We start from the raw sequence: 19,973 nt of genomic DNA, 5'->3' as shown, positions 1-19,973 counted from the left end.
GCGGTTCACCTTCCTGCTGTGGCGGATTCGGGGAGGAGTGCGGGGGCTGCCTGCGGAACCGATGCCTGACGTGCCGCTGCGGCCGGGGCCGATGCGGTGCGGGTGGTCACCTGGCTCTCGCTCACCAGCTGGCCGCGATGGATGACGTAGCGGTCGGCCGAGGCGAACGCGATGGCCTCGCCGAGGGAATCCGCCCGGATCGCCAGGAACTCGGCGACGCACCCTTCGGAGGCTCCTGCGGGTGCGAGGCCCATGACGCTGCGGGCGCCGTCGGTGACGGCGTGGATCGACTCCTCGAAGTCGAGGTGTCCTGCGGTCACGAGCAGCGATGCGGTCTCGAGCGCGTCCGCGCGGCCGACGGGGTTGAACGGGTCGCGGATGTTGTCCGCCCCGGCCGCGACCCGGACGCCCGCGTCGAGCAGCGCGCGGAGGGCGGTGAGCCCGCGGGGGGTGGCGACCGGGTCGTCCCAGCCCTGGAGGTAGAGGTTGGTGATCGGCAGGGAGATGATCCCGATGTCGCTCGCTCTAACGTCGGCGATGACCTCGCCGAGTTCGGCTCGCTCGAGTGTGCCGAGGCGCACGCAGTGCCCCGCGCTGACGTTGACGTCCCAGCCGCGCACGATGCGGGCGAATTCGCTCAGCGTGACGGCGCCGTGCAGGCTCTCGTCGGTGTGGATGTCGACGCCGACGCCGCGGCGCTCGGCGATCGCGAGCACCCGGCGGAGGTCGGCGATCGGATCGGGGGCCAGGTGGGGCGCTCCACCGATCAGGTCGACGCCCACGTCGAGCACCGCCTCGAACGCCTCATCCGGCGACTGCCAGCCGCCGAGCGCGACCAGCTCGATGTCCATCAGCCCGGCCAGCTCGTTGCGGACCCGGACGAGCGCCTCGGCGCCCCGGGTCGGCTCGTTCCCCTGAAGGACGTCGACGTGGCTGCGGATGGCGGTCGTGCCGTTGGCCAGCAGACGGAGAGCGGCCGCACGAGCCCGGTCGGCGATGCTGTCGACCGTCATGTCGGCGGCGAACTCGCGCCAGGAGAGGATCGCGCTGTCGAGATCGCCGAGCGGCGGGCGCATGAGGTCGTAGGACAGCGCCTTGTCCAGGTGCGCATGCGGCTCGGCGGGCGCGGTCAGCAGCAGGAAGCCGCGGAGGTCGAGCACCTCTGCGCCGACCGGCACGGGAATGGCCCCGGCCGGAGTCACGGAGCTGACGAGGCCGTCCTGGAGCGCGACGTCGACGACGCGGCCGTCGGGGAGCGTGGCTCCACCGAGGAGGTCGACGGTGCGGGGGAGGACATGGGACACGGGCAGCCTCTGGGGGTTCGGGCTTTGCCGCGTCGTTGTGGCAACAGTGCTTGTGGAGTTGGAGCCGTGCAGGTGGAGCAGGTGGGGCCGTGCGTGTCGATTCGTCAAGACCTTGATGACTCGATGACTCGACGTTACGTTTCCCGCGTTTCGTGCGTGTAACGCGCCCATATCGATTGATGCATCGTTCCTGTGCGAGTGCGCCGTGTCGAGGATCGGAAGGCGGACAATTCGGCGCGCGGCGCGAAGTCGTGGTGGGATGCCGGGGAGGCCGAGGGCCCAGGACGGGAGGTCGCCATGACCGGAGGCGGCGAGATCGAGGTGGTCGTACGCTCGCGGCAGGAGGCGGCCGATCGGGTGGCCCTCCTCGAGCTGGTGGCACCGTCCGGTGCACTGCTGCCCAACTGGTCGCCGGGCGCCCACATCGACGTCGTGCTGCCGGACGGCCGGGAGCGCCAGTACTCGCTCTGCGCCGATCCGAAGGATCGCAGCAGCTGGCGGATCGGGGTGCTGCGCGAGCAGGAGGTGTCGGCCCATCTGCACGAGACCGCGCTGGAGGGCACCCGGCTGCTGGTGCGCGGCCCGCGCAACCATTTCTCGTACGCGCCCTATCCGGGCAAGCGCTACATCTTCATCGCCGGAGGGATCGGCATCACGGCCATCTATCCGATGCTCGCCTCGGCGCAGGCCGGCGGCAACGGGTTCCGACTCGTCTACGCGGGCCGGTCGCGGTCCTCGATGGCGTTCGCCGACGAGCTGTCGGAGCGCTTCGGCGATTCCGTCGAGCTCCATCCGGCCGACGAGGGGGATCGGGTGGAGTTCGCCGAGCTACTGGCGGATCCCGATCCGAACACGATCATCTACTGCTGCGGACCGCAGCGGATGATCGATGCCGTGGAGGCAGCGGCCGCCGGCTGGCCGCGCGGAGCTCTGCACCTCGAGCGCTTCGTCGCCAAGGAGCTGGAGCCGCCGCTCTGGACCGAGGACTTCGAGGTGGAGCTGATGCTCTCCGGGATCACTGTCACAGTGCCGCCGGACAAGAGCATCCTCGACGTGGTCGAGGAGAACGGCGTGCTGGCCCTGTCGAGCTGTCGGGTCGGCACCTGCGGCACCTGCGAGGTGCCCGTCGTCGACGGCGAGATCGAGCACCGCGACTCCGTGCTGTCCCCGGAGGAGCAGGAGGACAGCTTCGCCATGATGATCTGCGTCTCCCGCGCCAACTGCCCGAGGATCACCATCGAGCTCTGAGAGCCTCTCGGGTCCCAGCGCGGCAACCCAGCCATGCTTCGTTGGTCGAGGAGCGCCGTCTGCGGCGCGTCTCGAGACACGCATCACGCCGCGAGTGGCCACCCAGCCATGCTTCGTTGGTCGAGGAGCGCCGTCTGCGGCGCGTCTCGAGACCGGCTGCGTTCGGCAACGGGTCTCGATACGGCGCGGGGCGCCTACTCGACCAACGGAGTGCGGTCAGGTGACCTTCTAGCTCAGCGCCACCAGCTGACCGTCCAGGACCACCACGACGCCCGCGACCAGGACGTGCTTCGGACGGCGGCCCGGGTTGGCCCAGAGCAGGCCTGCGACAGGGTCGGCCACTCCGGCGTCCGGGATCCCGGTGACATCCCAGAGCGCCAGATCGGCGGCGGCACCGACTCTCAGATGACCGAGCTCGGGGCGGCCGAGGCCGATGGCGGATCCCTCGGTCGCCATGCCGAGCACCGCGCGCGCGGGGATGGGTGGGCCGACGAGCGGCGCGACCTGCATGGCGAGCCGGGCATCCGCGAGCAGGTGCCCCGCGTCGTTGCTGCCGCCCCCGCTGGTGCCGAGGCCGACCACGATGCCCGCGTCGCGCAGGGCGGCGACGGGGGCGATGCCCCAGCCCATCGGCAGATCGCAGCCGGGCGCGTGGGTTCCGGTGATCCCGGCGGCAGCGAGCCGTCGGATCTCCTCCGGCGTCACGGCGCAGAGGTGCGCGAGCGTGACATCGGGCGCGAGCCAGCCCCACTCGTCGAGCAGATCGAGTGGGCGGCGACCGTAGCGCTCGAGCGCGATCTCGACATCGACCTGCTCATTGGCCTGCGTGCGCCTCCGCAGTCCGTGCCGGGCGGCGACCTCGCCGAGCAGCTCGAAGGTCTCGCGGGAATCGCTGTGCACGCCCGCCGGACCGATCGCGACCTGCAGCATGCCGTCGCCGCTCACCCCGCCCGGTGCGTCGCGGAGCAGGGCGGCCACGATCGCCTCCGCGCTCGCCGCGGCCTCCTGCGGATCGTCCCGAGCGCTTCCTCGCACAAAGACCACGCGACTGCCCAGCTGCCGGGCGACCCCCGCGGTCGCTTCGGCCAGCGCCACGGTGTCGGCCAGTCGATCCGATCCGGCGGGCCAGGTCAGCTGGTGATCCGCGACCGTCGTCACCCCGCTGAGCAGGCCCTCGGCCACCCCGATGCTGGCGGCGGTCGCGGCCGTCTCCGCATCGATGCCCGCGGCGGCATAGGCGGCGGCCATGGTCGGCAGCCAGTCGCGCATGGCGACGCCGCGCGTGCCGGGCAGAGTGCGGAACGAGCTCTGGAAGAGGTGGTGATGCGCATTCACCAGGCCCGCCGTGACGACGCAGCCCTCCGCGGAGAGTGTCTGCAGCTCGGCTTCGGGGTCCAGCTCGCGGGCGGCCGATGCGCCGCCACCCGGCGCGGTCACCGCGACGACCCGACCGCCATCCAGGACCAGATCGGCCGGTCCTTCGGTCGTCTCGTCGACGAGCACGGACACAGCACCTGTCACGATCAGCATGTCTCCTGCATAGCACCCGCCCTCATGCGCCTCGCCATCTCCTGAATTCAGGAGATGGCGCAGAACGCAGGATCTGGATGCCCGGCGGCTCCTGAATTCCCCGCCAGGTCCTGAATTCAGGATCCCGAATTCAGGAAGAAGCGACGTTCTCCGGTCACATTGCCCACGACGACCTGCATTCCGCACGTCCACCTGAATTCTGGAGGTCCGCCTGCGGACGCGCCCGCCCCTCGAGCCGCACAGCCTCCGGTCATCCCTGTGCCCTGATGTCCGGCAGCCCTCCGAACGCGACCTGCAGATGCGAGAGCCCCAGGCGCGAACTGCCCAGTTGTGCCGCCCATAAAGCGTTCCAGGCGGCAGAACTGGGCAGTTCGGCGCAGGAGGAAGCCGGATCCGTAGCCGCGTGTGACACGCTCGAAACCTGACTCGGCAACGATGGGGGAGCCGCCATCCACATCCAGCGGCCGGAGGGAGCGCAGATGAGCGACACCGCGACTGCTGACGACACAGCAGGCGATGCCGACGGAGTCGACGTCGACCGGATCATGACGCTGCCCAAGGCCGAGCTGCACCTGCATATCGAAGGCACGCTGGAGCCCGAGCTCGTCTTCGAGCTCGCCGCGCGGAATGGGATCGCGCTGCCCTTCGCCGATATCGAGGATCTGCGCTCGCGCTACTCCTTCAGCGATCTGCAGTCGTTCCTGGATCTCTACTACGCCGCCACGATCGTGCTGCAGACCGAGGCGGACTTCCGCGCGCTCGCCGAGGCCTATCTGGATCGCGCCGCCGCGCAGGGGCTGCGTCATGTGGAGCTGTTCTTCGATCCGCAGGCGCACACCGAGCGGGGTGTCCCGATCGAGGCGGTCATCGACGGCCTGGCCTCCGCGCTGGAGGATGCCGAAGAGCGGCTCGGCATCACCGGCGGCCTGATCCTGTGCTTCCTGCGCAACCTGCCGGTCGAATCCGCGATGGCGACCCTCGACTCCCTGGGCGACCGGACATCGCGGATCCTCGGCATCGGTCTCGACTCGACCGAGGTCGGCTATCCCCCCGAGCTGTTCACCGCCGTCTACGCCCGAGCCCGCGATCTGGGGCTGCACGTGGTCGCGCACGCCGGCGAGGAGGGGCCGCCCGCGTTCGTCACCGACACCCTCGACCTCCTCAGGGCGGAGCGGATCGATCACGGCATCCGCAGCCTCGAGGACCCCGAGCTGGTCGCCCGGCTCGTCGCCGAGCGGATCCCGCTGACCGTCTGCCCGCTCTCCAACGTCCGGCTGAAGGTGGTCGACGAGATCGCCGACCATCCGCTCCCGGCGATGATCGAGGCGGGCATCCTGGTCACCGTCAACTCCGACGATCCCGCGTACTTCGGCGGGTACGTCGGCGACAACTACGTCGCGATCGCGCGCGCCTTCGGATTCGACGATCCGGCGCTCGCCGCCCTCGCCCGCAACTCGGTGATCGCCTCCTTCGCCTCGGACTCCCGCAAGGCCGAGCTGGCCGCATCGATCGATGACTGGCTGACCGATCCCTCGTTCGTCGGCCGATCGGCGGGCGGCCGCCCGGAGGAGCGCGCGTGACCCGCACCATCCTCGAGGGCGGCTACCTCGCGACCGTCGACGGAGCGGGGACCGAGTTCGACGGCGGATACCTCGTGTTCGAGGGCGGCCGGATCACCGCGCTCGGGCCCGGTCGCGCACCCGATCCGCTCCGCGAGGGCGCGGAGATCGTGGATTCCCGCGGCTGCCTGATCACCCCCGGCCTGATCAACACCCATCACCACCTCTATCAGTGGCTCACCCGCGGCTGGGCTCAGGACTCCATCCTGTTCGACTGGCTCGTCGCGCTCTACCCGGCCTGGTCGCGGATCGACGCAGACCTCGTGGGCGCCGGATCGGCCGCCGCCATGGCGGTGCTCGCCCGATCGGGCTGCACGCTCGTCGGCGACCATCACTACGTCTTCCCGCAGGGCTCGGGCGACATCCTCGGCAGCATCGTGGATGCCTCCAGCCGGGTCGGGGTCCGCCTGCACGCCACCCGCGGATCGATGGATCTCGGCCGGTCGCAGGGCGGTCTGCCGCCCGACTTCGCCGTCGAGACGGCCGACGCGATCCTCGCCGCCAGCTCGGACGCGGTCGCGCGGTTCCACGACCCGTCGGGTGATGCGCGGGTGCAGATTGCTCTCGCCCCCTGCTCGCCGTTCTCGGTCACCAGCGAGCTGCTGCGCGACTCCGCGGTGCTCGCACGCGAACTCGGCGTGCGCCTGCACACCCACGGCTCCGAGACCGTCGAGGAGGAGGCGTTCTGCATCGAGAAGTTCGGCGCGGGACCGACCGACTACCTCGAGGGGCTCGGCTGGCTCGGCGACGACGTCTGGATGGCGCACTGCGTGCATCTCAGCGAGCGGGACATCGCCAAGTTCGCAGCCACCGGCACCGGCGTCGCGCACTGCCCGTCCTCCAACGCCCGGCTCGCGGCCGGCATCGCCCCGGTGCCCGCGCTGCTCGCCGCTGGGGTCAAGGTGGGCCTCGGCGTCGACGGCGCCGCATCCAACGAATCGGGCCAGCTCGGCACCGAGCTGCGCAACGCGGTCCTGATGAACCGGCTCGGCTCCGGAGCGGATCGGATGAGCGGGCGGGACGCCCTGCGCATCGCGACGCTCGGCGGCGCCCGCGTGCTCGGTCGGGATGCCGATCTGGGCTCGCTCGAGGTCGGCAAGCTCGCCGACATCGCGGTCTGGCGGATCGATACGGTGGAGTTTGCCGGCATCGCCGACCCGGTGGCCGCCCTGACTCTCGGAGCGCAGCCTCCGCTCGAACTGCTGCTCGTGGGCGGCGAGGCCGTGGTCCGACAGGGCGAGCTGACCCGGGTCGACTCCCGCGAGCTCGCCCGCGCCGGCGCGACCGCGGCGGCCGAGCTGGCTGGCGGGGTGTGAGCATGGCAGCTTCAGCATCGGGATCAGAATCGGCATCGGGCTCATCCGTCGAGATCGTGCACGGCCGTCCGGTCTACTTCGACTGCGACACGGGCATCGACGACTCGATGGCGCTGCTGCTCCTCGTCTCATCCGACGTCGATGTCGTCGGGATCGGCACGGTCAGTGGCAACATCGATGCGGATCAGGCGGCCCGGAACACCCTCGATCTGCTCGCCCTCGCGCAGCAGCCGGACATCCCCGTCGCCATCGGGGCGAGAGCCTTCCTCACCACGCAGTACGCCGGCGGAGTGCCACACATCCACGGCCGCAACGGGGTCGGCGACATCGACCTGCCGCGCGGGGGAGAGCCGGTCGAGGGCGATGCCGCCGATCTGCTGATCTCCCTCGCCTATGAGTATCCGGGCGAGCTGGAGATCATCGCCGTCGGACCGATGACCAATCTCGCGATCGCCCTGCAGCGTGACGCGGAGCTGGCATCGCTTATCCGCCGCGTCACGATCATGGGCGGCGCAGCGATGGTGCCCGGCAACCTGTCGGCGGCGGCCGAGGCGAACATCGGGCACGACCCCGAGGCCGCGCAGGCCGTCTTCCACGCGCCGTGGCCGCTGACCATGGTCGGCCTCGACGTCACCCTCGGCCACACCATCGCGCTCGAGGAGCAGTGGCGCCTGACGAGCTCCGACAGTCTGTGCGCGCAGGCCATCGGACGGATGCTGGAGCTCTACTTCGACTTCCACGTCGAGATCTTCGGCGAGCGCTGCGCCGCTCTGCACGATCCGCTGGCAGTCGCGATCGCCACGGGGGAAGCGATCGCGACTCTCGCCCCCGTCGTGCCCGCGACGGTGGACACGACCGACGGCCCCGACCGGGGCCGCACCGTCTGCGACCTGCGCGGCCGCTTCCGCGACTACCCCGAGCGCCCGGACGCGCACTGCACCGTCGTCCTGGAGGTCGCCAAGCCCTTCGGCCCGACCCTGATCACCCGCCTCCTGGCCCTGCCATGACCCAGCACTGTCAATCGAAATGCCACTTTCCGTCCCTATCCGCGTGTTTGAGGGACGGAAAGTGGCATCTCGATGGGAGGGCGGGCGGGTGGATCTGAACACCGTCAGCTCGTATCGGGCGGCGCGGTCGCGGGAGGACCTCCGCCTCGCGCCGGGGGAGAGGATCCTCGGGGGCGGGACCTGGCTGTACTCGGAGCCCCAGGTGACGACCACGGGGCTCGTCGACCTCACCTCCATGGGCTGGCCGGCGATCGAGTACCCGGACGGCGGGGGCCTGCGGATAGGCGCCACCTGCACGATCGCCGAGCTGTCGAAGCTGCCCGAGCGGGAGGGATGGCGCGCCCATCCGCTGTTCTTCCAGGCGGCCACCGCCTTGCTGGCCTCGTTCAAGATCTGGAACGTGGCGACCGTCGGCGGCAACGTCTGCCAGTCCTTCAGCGCCGGATCGATGACCTCGCTCTGCGCCGCACTCGACGCCACGGCCCTGATCTGGACCCCTGACGGCACCGACTACACAGTGCCGGTCGCGGACCTCATGACCGGCAACAGCACCAACAACCTCGCGGACGGCGAGGTGCTGCGCTGGATCGACATCCCGGAGCACGCCCTCCGCGCCCACACCGGGTTCCGCAAGATCGCGCTCGCCGAGCTCGGCCGCTCCGGTGCGGTGCTCACCGGCCGCGTGGACGAGGACGGATCGGCTGTCTTCTCGATCACCGCAGCGACACTGACGCCGAATGTCCTCCGCTATCCGATCCTCCCGTCCGCCGCGCGGCTCCAGGCCGATTCGGACGCCGCCGTCGGGTACTACGACGACCCGCTCGGCACCGCGGACTGGCGACGCGGCGTCAGCGGCGTCCTGCTGGAGGAGATCCGCAGCGAGCTCGCCGTCGCAGAAGAGGTGCCGCGATGAGGTTCACCGTCAACGGCGCTCCCGTCGAGGCCGAGCCCCGTGCCGGCCAGGCCCTGCGCACCCTGCTCCGCGAGACGGGGCACACCGAGGTCAAGAAGGGCTGCGACGCCGGCGACTGCGGCGCGTGCGCCGTGATCCTCGACGGCGAGCCGATCCACTCCTGCATCTACCCCGCCCAGCGGATGGACGGCCGCGAGGTCACCACCGTCCTCGGACTCGGCACACCCGACGACCTGCATCCGATGCAGGAGGCGTTCGTCGAGCACTTCGGCTTCCAGTGCGGATTCTGCACGGCCGGGATGATCGTCACCGCCTCGACGCTCGATGAGGAGTCGCTCGACGACCTGCCGCGGCTGATGAAGGGGAACCTCTGCCGCTGCACGGGGTACCGCTCAGTGACCGAGTCCATCGCGGCCGGAGTCTCGGAGAGCGCACGCCCCGGCCGAGCCGTCAATCTCGGCTCCACCGGACTCGACGACCGTCCGTCGCCGGTGCACTCGCCCGTCCACGAGCCGGAGACGTCCGGCCACGCACCCGCCGAGCCGACCGCCGGACGCTCGATCCATCCGCCGGCCGCGAAGCGGGTTGTCACCGGCTCCGAGCCGTACACCTTCGACGAACCCGTGGACGGGGCTCTCACCCTCCGCGTGCTGGGCAGCCCGCACGCCCACGCCCGGATCCTGTCCATCGACACCTCCGCGGCCGAGGCGCTGGACGGCGTGGAGCTCGTCCTGACCGCTGCCGACGTGCCTAAGACCCTGTATTCGACCGCCCGGCACGAGCACCGCGGCGATGATCCCGACGACACCCTGATGCTCGACACGATCGCCCGGTTTCGCGGCCAGCGCGTCGCCGCGGTCGTCGCCCGCACCGCTGCCATCGCCGAAGAGGCCTGTCGGCTCATCGAAATCGACTGGGAGATCCTGCCCGCCGTCTTCGATCCGGAGGAGGCGCGGGCCCCCGGCGCCCCGCTCATCCACCCCGATCGCACGCCCGCGGACCGCGTCGATCACGCCGACCGCAACGTGATCGCCGCCATGCACGAGGGCTTCGGTGACATCGAGTCGGCGCTCCGGGATTCCGCCGTCACGGTGAGCGGCAGCTGGCAGACGCAACGCATCTCGCATGCCCAGCTCGAGACGCACGGCTCCGTCGGCTGGGTGGATGAGACGGGCCGGCTGGTGATCCGCACCTCCTCGCAGGTGCCGTTCCTCGTCCGCGACGAGCTCTGCCACCTGTTCGGCCTCGAGCAGTCGGCGATGCGCGTGTTCACCGCTCGGGTCGGGGGCGGCTTCGGCGGCAAGCAGGAGATCTTCTCGGAGGATCTCGTCGCCCTGGCCGTGCTCCGGCTCGGCCGCCCGGTCGCCTACGAGCTGAGTCGCAACGACGAGTTCGTGCGCACCAGCGTCCGGCACCCCATGCGCGTGACGGTCGACCTCGGCGCCGATGCACGCGGTCGGCTCACCGCCATGAAGGTCGACGTGCTGAGCGACACCGGCGCCTACGGCAACCACTCGCGCGGCGTGATGTTCCACGGCTGCGCCGAGTCGATGAGCCTCTACAACTCTCCCGTCAAGCGCGTCGACGCGGAGGCGGTCTACACGAACAACGTGCCGTCGGGCGCGTTCCGCGGCTACGGGCTCGGCCAGGTGATCCTCGGCGTGGAGTCGGCGATGGACGAGCTGGCCATCCGGCTGGGCATCGATCCGTTCGAGCTGCGGCGTATCAACGCGGTCACCCCCAGCGATCCCGTGCTCGCCGGACACGGTCATGCCGAGGCGGACGTCGTCTGGGGCAGCTACGGGCTCGACCAGTGCCTCGATCTCGCTCAGGACGCGCTGCGCCGCGGCAACGGCGTCGAGGCGCCCGCGGGCGATCACTGGAAGGTGGGGGAGGGGATGGCGGCCGCGATGATCGCGACCATGGCGCCCCGCGGCCACATCTCCCGGGTGCACGTCACGCTGCGCCCCGACGGGATGTACGACGTCGGAGTCGGCACGAGCGAGTTCGGCAACGGGACGACGACCGTGCATGCGCAGCTCTCGTCGACCGCGCTCGGCACGACGACGGATCGCATCCGCATCCGCCAGTCGGACACCGATGCGGCCGCCTACGACACCGGCGCCTTCGCCTCGGCGGGCACCACGGTCGCCGGAAAGGCGCTGTATTCGGCCTCGCTCGCCCTGCGGGGGGTGATTCTCGAGGCAGCCGTCGCGATCAGCGGTGCGGCGCTGGATGAATGCGAGCTCGGGCCGAGCGGCGTCGTCGCCGACAATCGCCTGATCGGCTTCCCCGAGCTCATCGCCGCCGTGCCCGCGCCGCACCGGAGCGGCGATGGCGTGACGGCCGCCGGCAGCGAGTTCGGCGACGTGCGCTCCCTCGCCTTCAACGTGCAGGCCTTCCGGGTGGCGGTCAACGTCCTGACCGGCCAGGTGCGCATCCTCCAGTCCGTACAGTCCGCCGACGCAGGCACTGTGCTGAACCCCGAGCAGTGCCGCGGCCAGGTGGAGGGTGGCGTCGCCCAGGGGATCGGCGGTGCGCTGTACGAGGAGGTCATGCTCGACGGGGAGGGCGGCATCCTCAACCCCGTCTTCCGCACCTACCGGGTGCCCCAGATGGCCGACATCCCGGTCACCGAGGTCTACTTCGCCGAGACCAGCGACGACCTCGGACCGCTCGGCGCCAAGTCGATGAGCGAGTCGCCGTACAACCCGGTCGCACCGGCACTCGGCAATGCCATCCGCCGGGCGATCGGAGTCCGCCCCTACGAGCAGCCCTTCAGCCGCGACCGCATCTGGCGCCTCCTCAACCCCTGAATCGAGATGCCACTTTCCGTCCCTTAGCGTCGCGAATAGGGACGGAAAGTGGCATCTCGATGAAGAGGTCGGACCGGATCAGGCCTTGCGGTCGGGGTTCATGCCCATCCGGGTGAGGGCGATCGTCTCGATGAGCTGGACCACCGTGTAGATGATCAGCGAGATGAACGTCACCACCACAACGGAGGCCCACAGATCGGGGAACTTCGCCTGGGTGCCGTACGTCGCGGCCGCGCGGCCAATCCCGTCGCCCGTCGAGAGGTACTCGGCCAGCAGGGCGCCGGTGATGGCGCCCGGCACCGATACGCGGATGGCGGCGAACAGCGACGGAAGCGCGCCCGGCAGAGCGACCTTGCGGATCGCGGTGAGTGTGCTGCCGCCGTAGACGCTGACGACATCGAGCATCTGCGCCGAGGCGGAGTTGAGGCCGAAGGCGATCGTCACCAGCGCGGGGAAGAGCACCACGATGCCACCGATCACCGCGACGGACGCATCGGTGCCGAGCCCGACGATGAGGATGATGACGGGGGCCAGCGCGATCAGGGGCACCGAACGCAGCAGCAGCGCGCCCGGCATGAGCGCGCTCTCGATGCCCCTGTTGAGCCGGAACAGGATCGCCCCGATGATCGCGACGGCCAGTCCCGCGGCGAAGCCGATGACCGAGTGCCGCATGGTCACGGCGAGGTTCGCCCCGATCTCGGCGCGGTTCGCGACCGCATCCTCATCCGTGAAGAGGAAGTTCCAGACGTCGATCGGGCCCTTGGCGACGTAGGGGGAGACGCCCGAGAAGGTGAGCACGGCCACCCAGATGATCAGCACGATCGCGAAGGTCGACAGCCCGATCAGGGCGCTCTTGCCCAGTGACCTCAGCAGCGCCTTGGTGGCGGCGGAGCGCACCTGCGCGCGAAGGTCCTGGACCGCGATGACCTGGGTCTGGGTGCTGGTGGCGAGAGAGGACATCAGGCGCTCCTTCCTCGTGTCCATGGTGCGGCGAAGCGGGCGATGAGCCCGACGAGGGCGTATCCGGCGAGGGCGACGGCCGCGCAGAGCAGGAACAGCGCCCAGACTCGCGGGGAGTTGAGGGTGACTTGGGCTGCGACGAAGATGGGGCCGACGCCCTGCTCGATCTTGCCGAAGTACTCGCCGAGCACGGCCCCGAGGAAGGCGGCGGGCACCGCGATCTGCAGCGAGTTGAGGATGTTCGGCAGCGCCGCGATGAGGCGGACCTTGCGCAGCTGGGTGAACTTGCTGCCGCCGTAGACGGTGACCACGTCGAGCGAGGCGCGGTCCGCGGCCTTGAAGCCGAGGATGGAGCCGACGACCGTGGTGAAGAACACCGACAGCCCCGCGAGGAAGACCGCTGTCGCCGAGGTCGCGCCCTGCGTCTTCGCGCCGCCGAGGATGAGGATGAGCAGCGGCCCGATGGCGACGATCGGCACGCAGTAGGTGACGACGGCGATCTGCATCACGACGCCCTCGAGGCGGGGCACCACGAGGACGAGCGCCGAGAGGATCAGCGCCGCCAGGTTGCCGAAGACGTAGCCGATGCCGGCTTCGGCGAGGGTGACGGAGAAGTTCGTCCAGTAGAAGGAGAAGCCGTCGGAGACCCAGGTCGCAACGACCTGGGGCGGGGTCGGGACGCTGGAGAACTTCGAGCCGGCCGCGGGAGCGAAGACCGTCGCTGCGAGGATCCACCAGATGGCGATCACGCCGATGACGCCGAGGATGCCGATCGCCCAGGACGGGAGCCTGACCGTCCTCATCAGTGGTCGTCGTCCGCAGCGGCGCCGCCGAGCCCGAAGAGCAGCTCGGACGCCTGATCCACGTACGCATGGAACTCGGGCGTGCGCTGCATGTCCGGGTGTCGAGGACGGGGCAGGTCGATGTCGATGATCTCCTTGATCCGGCCGGGGCGCGGGCTCATCACCGCGACCTGGTCCGACAGGAAGATGGCCTCGGAGATACCGTGGGTGACCAGGAGGGTCGTCGCGGGCTTCTCGGTCCAGATCCGCAGCAGCTCGAGGTTGAGCTTCTGCCGGGTCATGTCGTCGAGCGCGCCGAACGGCTCGTCGAGCAGCAGCACCGACGGCTTCATCACCAGGGAGCGGGCGATGGAGACGCGCTGGCGCATGCCGCCGGAGAGCTGGGCGGGCTTGGCCTTCTCGAAGCCGCGGAGCCCCACGAGGTCGATGAGCTCGTCGACGTAGGCGGTGTCGACCTTCTTGCCGGCGATCTCGAACGGAAGGCGGATGTTGGAGATCACGCTGCGCCACGGCAGCAGTGCGTGATCCTGGAAGGCGATGCCGAGCTCGTTGTTGCGGCGCAGCTCCTTGGGGCTCTTGCCGTCGACCCGGGTCGTGCCCGAGGTCGGCTCTTCGAGGCCGGCGAGGATCCGCAGGATGGTGGACTTGCCGCAGCCCGACGGGCCGAGCAGCGCGAGAAAGGTCCCCTGATCCGTGTGCAGGGTGGTGTCCTGCAGCGCCATGACGCTGCGGGAGCCCATCTTGAACTCCTTCTTCAGATCGCTGATCTGCACACCGGTGCCGAGTGCTGTGGCCGCGGTGTCGGAAACTGCCACGTCAGTCATGAGGGGATCTCCTTGAACTGCTGAGCGGGTGGGATGTCGGGTCGGCCGATGCGGATGCGATCGGCCGACCGACATGAGGACTACTTCGCGTAGGCGACGAGGTCCGGGTTCTCCTTGTAGACCTCGTCGAGGAGCGACATGTCGAACAGGTCGTCGACGCTCACGTCGATCCCCGCCTTGGCGAGGCTGTCCACTGTCTCCTGCTGCAGGGTGTCCGTGATCGTGAACAGGCCGTTGGCCACTGTGTCGTCCGAGACGACGAGGTCCTCGGCCTGCGCCGTGGCGCCGGCGATCGAGTTGGTCTCGTCGAGTCCGAGGTCCTTCCCGTAGTCGGTCAGGGCGAGCTGGGCGCCGGCCTCTGGGTCGTTCACCGCGTCGGTCCAGCCCTTGATCTCCGCGAGCAGGAACGCCTTCAGAGCCTCGCGGTTCTCGGCGATGGACTGGTCGGTGACCGTGACGGTCTCCGCCACGAACGGCAGGCCGTTGTCGGCGAACGGCAGGTTGGTGACCTCGTTGCCCTGCGCGGCCACGGTGATCGCCTCGTTGGTCAGGTACGCGACGAAGCCGTCGACGTCGCCGTTCACCAGCACGGACGGGTCGTATTCGACGGGGACGACCGTGACCTGGCTCTCGTCGATGTCGTTGGCCGCGAGCAGCGCCTGGAACAGCGAGGTGTTGGAGGCCTGGACGCCGATCTTCTTGCCGATCATGTCCTCGGGGGTGGCGATGTTGCCGCCGTCCGCCAGCGACAGGATGGTGAAGGGGTTCTTCTGGTACGTGGTGCCGATGATCTTCAGGGGCGCGTCCTCGTTGGCGACGACGGTGCCGACGGAGACGGCGTCGCTCAGCGCGACATCGGCGCTGTTCGAGAGCAGCTCCGCCGTTCCGGTGGATGGGCCGGCCGTCAGGGTGACGGAGGAGAAGCCGGCGTCGGTGTAGTAGCCCTTCGAGTCGGCGAAGAACTCGCCCGAGAACTCCTCGTTCTTGATCCAGGAGAGCTGGACGCTCAGGTCGCCGAAGTCGGCGGCCTCGCCGTCGCCGGAGGCGGCGCTGTCGCCGCCCGAGGAGCAGGCGGCGAGGGAGATGGCGGCCGCGGTCGCGAGAAGGACGGCGGTCGCCCTGCGCACCGCCTTGGCCGGGAATGCACGGGTCTTCATGGTGATGGGGACTCCACTCGTGAGATGCGGTTCGATGATGCGGGCCGGATCCGTCGACGCGCGCGGCCGACGGGCTGCGAGCGACCCGCAACCGGGGGGGTGTGACCTAGCGAGGCTATGGCGCCCAGGTTTCGCCGACGGGTCAGCGTGTTTCCCCCGTGTAACAGGTGGCTAAGGAGTTGGTAACGGATGGGCTGATCGCGAGGTGGCGATGGGTGGAGTTGGCGGGATCGCGCCCCATGACGTACTCTTGACGAAGCCAAAGACCGCCGGTGGTCGGCGTGCCCGGAATCAATACCCGGACATGTCGCCTCAAATCTCGGAGACGAGAGCCTGCGCAGGTGTGTGAAGTGACTCGTCCATGTGCTCGTTCCGAGCCGGGATGCCGAAGCTCCGTGCGCTTGCGCCGGAGCTTCTCGTGTTTCTCCAGGTGTGCTCGCGCAAGCGGGTCGTGCGGTCGGCACGACAACTAAGGAGATCCATGGCGACGAAGGAAGCATCGGTCACCGAGCTCGCGGACAAGTTCCGCGACTCGAACGCCAGCCTGCTGACCGAGTACCGCGGGCTCACGGTGGCACAGCTCAAGCAGCTGCGCACGAACATCGGTGAGCACGCCACCTACGCCGTGGTGAAGAACACGCTGACCAAGATCGCGGCGAACCAGGCAGGAATCTCGTCGTTCGACGAGGAGCTCGCCGGCCCCTCCGCCATCGCCTTCGTGCACGGAGACACCGTCGCCGTCGCTAAGGCTCTTCGTGACTTCGCCAAGACGAATCCTCTGCTCGTCGTGAAGAGCGGCTACTTCGACGGCGCTCCGCTGAGCGCTGCCGAGGTCGGAAAGCTCGCGGACCTCGAGTCTCGGGAGGTGCTCCTCGCCAAGGCGGCGGGTGCCTTCAAGGCCACGCTGTTCCGAGCCGCTTACACGATCAACGCGCCGCTGTCGCAGGCGGTTCGCACCGTCGACGCACTGCGCGAGAAGCAAGAGTCCGCAGCCTGATCCGATCGGCCCTGATCCAGGACCGGCCGCGCCAGACCGCAGCAGTACAACCCGCACCACCAACTAGCTGTACATGAAGACGTAAAGGAGTCAACGATGGCCAAGCTGTCGACCGACGAGCTGCTCGATGCATTCAAGGAGCTCACGCTCATCGAACTGAGCGAGTTCGTCAAGAAGTTCGAAGAGGTCTTCGAGGTCACCGCCGCCGCGCCCGTCGCGGCAGCCGCTGCCGGTGGCACGGCCGCGCCGGTGGAAGAGGTCGAGGAGAAGGATTCCTTCGACGTCGTCCTCGAGGCCGCCGGTGACAAGAAGATCCAGGTCATCAAGGAGGTGCGCGCCCTCACCAGCCTCGGCCTCGGTGAGGCGAAGGCACTCGTCGATGGTGCTCCCAAGGCCGTCCTCGAGGGCGCCAACAAGGAGACCGCCGAGAAGGCCAAGGCTCAGCTCGAGGCTGCCGGCGCGACCGTCACCCTCAAGTGAGCTGCGCCGGGTCGCGCCAGCGACTCGGCCCAGCCATGGTGAGGGGCGGCGCATGCTTGCGCCGCTGTCTCGAACCATAGTCGCCGCCGCCTCTCGGCGGCATCGACTCTTCGGCGTCGCATCTGCGGCGTTGAGACCTGAATGGGTCCGTCACCATGGGTGACGGACCCATTCATGCGTTTTCGGGCATATATGCGACGAGCCAGCTCGGCAGGATCGTCGTGGATACACTGACCCGCGTGCGGGACACCACCCCGGCTCGAGGACGAGCGGCGAAACGGAACGGCATCTCGGATGTCGCGAAGGCCGCCGGTGTGTCCGTCACCACCGTGTCGCACGCGATGAGCGGACAGGGCCAGGTCAGCGCTGAGACGCGCGCGAAGGTCCTCCGGGTCGCGGCCGAGCTGAGCTATGCGCCCAACCGGATCGCCAGCGCGCTGCGCCGTCAGCGGTCGGGCATCATCGGATTCGTGAGCGACGAGATCGCCACCACGCCCTTCGCGGGCCGGCTCGTGCTCGGCGCGCAGTCCGCCGCCGCCCAGCGCGGCATGCTCCTGATGGTCGTCAACTCGAACCGCGACGTCCTGGTCGAGCGGGATCAGATCGAAGCCCTCCTGGCCCATCAGGTCGACGCCGTCATCTACGCGAAGATGTACCACCAGCAGATCGAGCTGCCCGCCCTGCTGCACCAGATCCCCACCGTCCTCGTCAACGCGTTCGATCCCGCCGTCGCGGCGCCGGCCGTGGTGCCGGACGAGGAGGCCATCGCCGAGGCAGCCGTCGAGCTGCTCATCCGAGACGGGCATCGATCGATCGCCCACCTCACCGTCGCAGAGGACACCCCCGCGATGCGCGGCCGGCTCGCCGGCTACCGGCGGGCCATCCAGCGTGCGGGGATCGGCATCGATGAGCGCCTCATCGTGCGAGCGAGCGTCGAGCGCGGCGCGGCCGCGACGGGGATCGCCCGCGTGGCTTTCGCATCCTTCCTCGAGCGCGGCGCACGGCCCACCGCGGTCTTCTGCTTCAACGACCAGTTGGCTATGGGCGTCTACCAGGCGGCCGCGCTGTTCGACCTCCGGATCCCGCGCGATCTCTCGGTCGTCGGGGTGGACAACCTCGAGCTCATCGCGGACAACCTCGCTCCAGGACTGACGACGGTGGCGCTGCCGCACTACGAGATGGGACGCTGGGCGGTCGACGCTGCGACGATGATGCTGGAGAGATCTGACGCAATGCCCGGCGAGCCGGGGCCGACCCGGATGGCCTCCCACATCATCGAACGGGAGTCCGTCGCGCAGCCGGTCGGAGCGATGCACAGGGCCGGCGGGGCGCCCCCGATCTGAGGTGCACGTCCCGCCGCCGCCGTCCGGCCGCGAGCCCTCTTGCACGAGTGCACCGCTCTGTGAGAGCGTGGGCCGCGCGTCCACAGCACGCACCAAGCGGATGTCCATCCGCATCCCCAAATCGAATTGGGTCGACGAAGACCAGTTCGCGATGGGAACGCTCTCAACGAGGAGGAAACATGCGGTCACCCCTGCGCCGCCGTTACACAGCACCCCTAGCGATCCTGGCCGTCGCCGGACTGGCCCTCGCGGGCTGCGCCGAGGCCGAGGACACCGGTTCCACCGGTGACCAGACCGTCCGCATCTCGGGCGGCATCACCGGCGGCGAGGCCGACGCGCTCAACAAGAGCTTCGAGCAGTTCACCAAGGACACCGGCATCAAGGTCGTCTACACCGGTGACAAGAGCTTCGAAGGCAACATCGTCACCAAGGTGTCCGGTGGTTCGGCCCCCGACATCGCCATCGTTCCCCAGCCCGGTCTGCTCAAGACCCTCGTCGACACCGGCGAGGTCAAGGAGGCCGGCGAGGAGACCGAGGCCAACGTCGACAAGAACTGGTCGCCGGACTGGAAGAAGTACGGCACGTTCGACGGCAAGTTCTACGCGGCTCCGATGCTCGCGAACATCAAGGGCTACGTCTGGTACTCGCCCGCCGCGTTCAAGGAGTGGGGGGTCAGCGTTCCCACGACCTTCCAGGAAGTCCTCGACCTGACCAAGACCATCCAGGAGAAGACCGGAACCGCGCCCTGGTGCGCGGGCTTCGCGTCCGACGCGGCATCCGGCTGGCCCGGAACCGACTGGATCGAGGACCTCGTGCTCCGCCAGTCCGGCCCCGACGTCTACGACCAGTGGGTCGCCGGCGACGTGAAGTTCACCGACCCCGAGATCAAGGAGGCCTTCGACGCGGTCGGAGAGATCCTGAAGAACCCGGCGTACGTGAATGCCGGTTACGGCGATGTCAAGAGCATCAACTCCACCGCGTTCGGTGACGTCGCGGCGAAGGTCGCCGACGGCAGCTGCGCGCTGACCCACCAGGCGTCCTTCCTCTCGGCGAACTTCCTCGACGTGAAGACCGCCGCCGGAGCGACCCCCACGGTCGGCCCCGATGGTGACGTCTACGGCTTCGTGCTTCCGGGCATCGAGGCGGATGCGGCCAACATCGAGGTCGGCGGCGAGTTCGTGACGCCGTTCAGCGACTCCGAGGCCGTCCAGAAGGCCACCGCCTACATGGCGACTCCCGAGTTCGCCGACATCCGTGTCGGCCTGGGTGGAGTCATCTCGGCCAACCTGAACGCCGACCCCTCCAAGGCATCCAGCCCGCTGCTGCAGGACGCCATGAAGCTGCTCCAAGACCCGAACACGACGGTCCGCTTCGACGGATCCGACCTGATGCCGTCCACCGTCGGTGCCGGCTCCTTTTGGAAGGGCATGGTCAGCTGGATCGACGGCAAGGACACGGACACCGTGCTCAGTGACATCCAGGCCGGCTACGACAACTAGTCAGCCAGTCGGCGGGGCTGGGTGAGAACCCGGCCCCGCCGGTGGGGCAGCTCCTTCACCGGGGCGGTCTCACGCGCAGCAATCGAATGCATGGGGGCCGGGGCGGACGAACACTCGTCCCGGCTCGCAGGCAGCCGCGCTGCACACACTCCGAGAG

Annotated in this window: 16 protein-coding genes; 10 read left to right on the top strand and 6 right to left on the bottom strand. The window is 69.3% G+C overall.

Annotated elements, in window-relative coordinates; translation table 11 throughout:
• Positions 1-5: 5 nt before the first annotated feature.
• Positions 6-1,304, bottom strand: coding sequence for an amidohydrolase family protein (locus E6C64_RS10010; RefSeq protein ID WP_136427348.1), 1,299 nt, complete (start codon positions 1,302-1,304; stop codon positions 6-8).
• A gap of 198 nt (positions 1,305-1,502) precedes the next feature.
• Here E6C64_RS10010 and E6C64_RS10005 point away from each other — a divergent pair, with 198 nt between their 5' ends.
• Positions 1,503-2,552 carry a PDR/VanB family oxidoreductase gene (locus E6C64_RS10005; RefSeq protein ID WP_233255552.1) on the top strand — a complete coding sequence of 350 codons (1,050 nt, stop codon included), beginning with the start codon at positions 1,503-1,505 and terminating at the stop codon, positions 2,550-2,552.
• Between the two features lie 228 nt (positions 2,553-2,780).
• Here E6C64_RS10005 and E6C64_RS10000 read toward each other — a convergent pair whose 3' ends face one another.
• Positions 2,781-4,082 (bottom strand): amidohydrolase family protein, encoded by a 1,302-nt coding sequence (locus tag E6C64_RS10000; RefSeq protein ID WP_136427347.1) that lies wholly within the window; start codon positions 4,080-4,082, stop codon positions 2,781-2,783.
• 545 nt (positions 4,083-4,627) lie between these two features.
• On the opposite strand from E6C64_RS10000, the gene E6C64_RS09995 reads away from it, so the two are divergent.
• From E6C64_RS09995 to E6C64_RS09975, 5 genes are all read left to right on the top strand, one after another.
• Complete coding sequence (locus E6C64_RS09995; RefSeq protein WP_136427543.1) at positions 4,628-5,662, top strand: adenosine deaminase; 1,035 nt, start codon at positions 4,628-4,630, stop codon at positions 5,660-5,662.
• Positions 5,659-7,017: an 8-oxoguanine deaminase gene (locus tag E6C64_RS09990; protein ID WP_136427346.1), complete on the top strand. Its 1,359-nt coding sequence runs from the start codon at positions 5,659-5,661 to the stop codon at positions 7,015-7,017. The genes E6C64_RS09995 and E6C64_RS09990 overlap by 4 nt, the downstream gene beginning before the upstream one ends.
• A gap of 2 nt (positions 7,018-7,019) precedes the next feature.
• Positions 7,020-8,024, top strand: a complete 1,005-nt coding sequence (locus E6C64_RS09985; protein ID WP_136427345.1) for a nucleoside hydrolase — start codon at positions 7,020-7,022, stop codon at positions 8,022-8,024.
• A 61-nt stretch (positions 8,025-8,085) separates the two neighbouring features.
• Positions 8,086-8,937, top strand: coding sequence for an FAD binding domain-containing protein (locus E6C64_RS09980; protein WP_233255551.1), 852 nt, complete (start codon positions 8,086-8,088; stop codon positions 8,935-8,937).
• Positions 8,934-11,753, top strand: a complete 2,820-nt coding sequence (locus E6C64_RS09975) for a molybdopterin-dependent oxidoreductase (protein WP_136427344.1) — start codon at positions 8,934-8,936, stop codon at positions 11,751-11,753. Before E6C64_RS09980 ends, E6C64_RS09975 begins: the two co-directional genes overlap by 4 nt.
• 78 nt (positions 11,754-11,831) lie before the next feature.
• Here the strand turns inward: E6C64_RS09975 and E6C64_RS09970 are convergent, their stop codons facing one another.
• The 4 genes from E6C64_RS09970 to E6C64_RS09955 all read right to left on the bottom strand — a co-directional run bounded on the left by E6C64_RS09970 (position 11,832) and on the right by E6C64_RS09955 (position 15,497).
• Positions 11,832-12,713, bottom strand: a complete 882-nt coding sequence (locus tag E6C64_RS09970) for an ABC transporter permease (protein ID WP_136427343.1) — start codon at positions 12,711-12,713, stop codon at positions 11,832-11,834.
• Positions 12,713-13,516: an ABC transporter permease gene (locus E6C64_RS09965; RefSeq protein WP_136427342.1), complete on the bottom strand. Its 804-nt coding sequence runs from the start codon at positions 13,514-13,516 to the stop codon at positions 12,713-12,715. The genes E6C64_RS09970 and E6C64_RS09965 overlap by 1 nt, the downstream gene beginning before the upstream one ends.
• A complete protein-coding gene (locus tag E6C64_RS09960; RefSeq protein WP_136427341.1) occupies positions 13,516-14,340 on the bottom strand; it encodes an ABC transporter ATP-binding protein in 825 nt (274 codons plus the stop codon). Before E6C64_RS09960 ends, E6C64_RS09965 begins: the two co-directional genes overlap by 1 nt.
• 80 nt (positions 14,341-14,420) lie before the next feature.
• Entirely contained in the window at positions 14,421-15,497 is a 1,077-nt protein-coding gene (locus E6C64_RS09955; RefSeq protein ID WP_136427340.1) for an ABC transporter substrate-binding protein, read from the bottom strand.
• A gap of 481 nt (positions 15,498-15,978) precedes the next feature.
• On the opposite strand from E6C64_RS09955, the gene rplJ reads away from it, so the two are divergent.
• The 4 genes from rplJ to E6C64_RS09935 all read left to right on the top strand — a co-directional run bounded on the left by rplJ (position 15,979) and on the right by E6C64_RS09935 (position 19,816).
• Positions 15,979-16,494, top strand: coding sequence for a 50S ribosomal protein L10 (gene rplJ / locus E6C64_RS09950; protein ID WP_136427339.1), 516 nt, complete (start codon positions 15,979-15,981; stop codon positions 16,492-16,494).
• Positions 16,495-16,590: 96 nt separating this feature from the next.
• On the top strand, positions 16,591-16,974 hold the full coding sequence (rplL, locus tag E6C64_RS09945) for a 50S ribosomal protein L7/L12 (protein WP_136427338.1): 384 nt from the start codon (positions 16,591-16,593) through the stop codon (positions 16,972-16,974).
• 221 nt (positions 16,975-17,195) lie between these two features.
• Positions 17,196-18,317: a LacI family DNA-binding transcriptional regulator gene (locus tag E6C64_RS09940; protein WP_233255550.1), complete on the top strand. Its 1,122-nt coding sequence runs from the start codon at positions 17,196-17,198 to the stop codon at positions 18,315-18,317.
• Between the two features lie 179 nt (positions 18,318-18,496).
• Complete coding sequence (locus E6C64_RS09935) at positions 18,497-19,816, top strand: ABC transporter substrate-binding protein (protein WP_136427336.1); 1,320 nt, start codon at positions 18,497-18,499, stop codon at positions 19,814-19,816.
• Positions 19,817-19,973: the final 157 nt, after the last annotated feature.

This window comes from Naasia lichenicola (assembly GCF_004801885.1).
Taxonomy (GTDB): Bacteria; Actinomycetota; Actinomycetes; order Actinomycetales; family Microbacteriaceae; genus Naasia; species Naasia lichenicola.
Note: the sequence above shows the minus strand (reverse complement) of the source record. Positions and strands in the feature narration are given on the sequence as shown.

Bases quoted from the DNA above. Each gene is read 5' to 3' on its own strand.
- E6C64_RS10000 (WP_136427347.1), bottom strand. From the start codon at position 4,082: ATGCTGATCGTGACAGGTGCTGTGTCCGTGCTCGTCGACGAGACGACC.
- E6C64_RS09995 (WP_136427543.1), top strand. From the start codon at position 4,628: ATGACGCTGCCCAAGGCCGAGCTGCACCTGCATATCGAAGGCACGCTG.
- E6C64_RS09985 (WP_136427345.1), top strand. From the start codon at position 7,020: ATGGCAGCTTCAGCATCGGGATCAGAATCGGCATCGGGCTCATCCGTC.
- E6C64_RS09975 (WP_136427344.1), top strand. From the start codon at position 8,934: ATGAGGTTCACCGTCAACGGCGCTCCCGTCGAGGCCGAGCCCCGTGCC.
- E6C64_RS09970 (WP_136427343.1), bottom strand. From the start codon at position 12,713: ATGTCCTCTCTCGCCACCAGCACCCAGACCCAGGTCATCGCGGTCCAG.
- E6C64_RS09965 (WP_136427342.1), bottom strand. From the start codon at position 13,516: ATGAGGACGGTCAGGCTCCCGTCCTGGGCGATCGGCATCCTCGGCGTC.
- E6C64_RS09960 (WP_136427341.1), bottom strand. From the start codon at position 14,340: ATGACTGACGTGGCAGTTTCCGACACCGCGGCCACAGCACTCGGCACC.
- E6C64_RS09955 (WP_136427340.1), bottom strand. From the start codon at position 15,497: ATGAAGACCCGTGCATTCCCGGCCAAGGCGGTGCGCAGGGCGACCGCC.
- rplJ (WP_136427339.1), top strand. From the start codon at position 15,979: ATGGCGACGAAGGAAGCATCGGTCACCGAGCTCGCGGACAAGTTCCGC.
- rplL (WP_136427338.1), top strand. From the start codon at position 16,591: ATGGCCAAGCTGTCGACCGACGAGCTGCTCGATGCATTCAAGGAGCTC.
- E6C64_RS09935 (WP_136427336.1), top strand. From the start codon at position 18,497: ATGCGGTCACCCCTGCGCCGCCGTTACACAGCACCCCTAGCGATCCTG.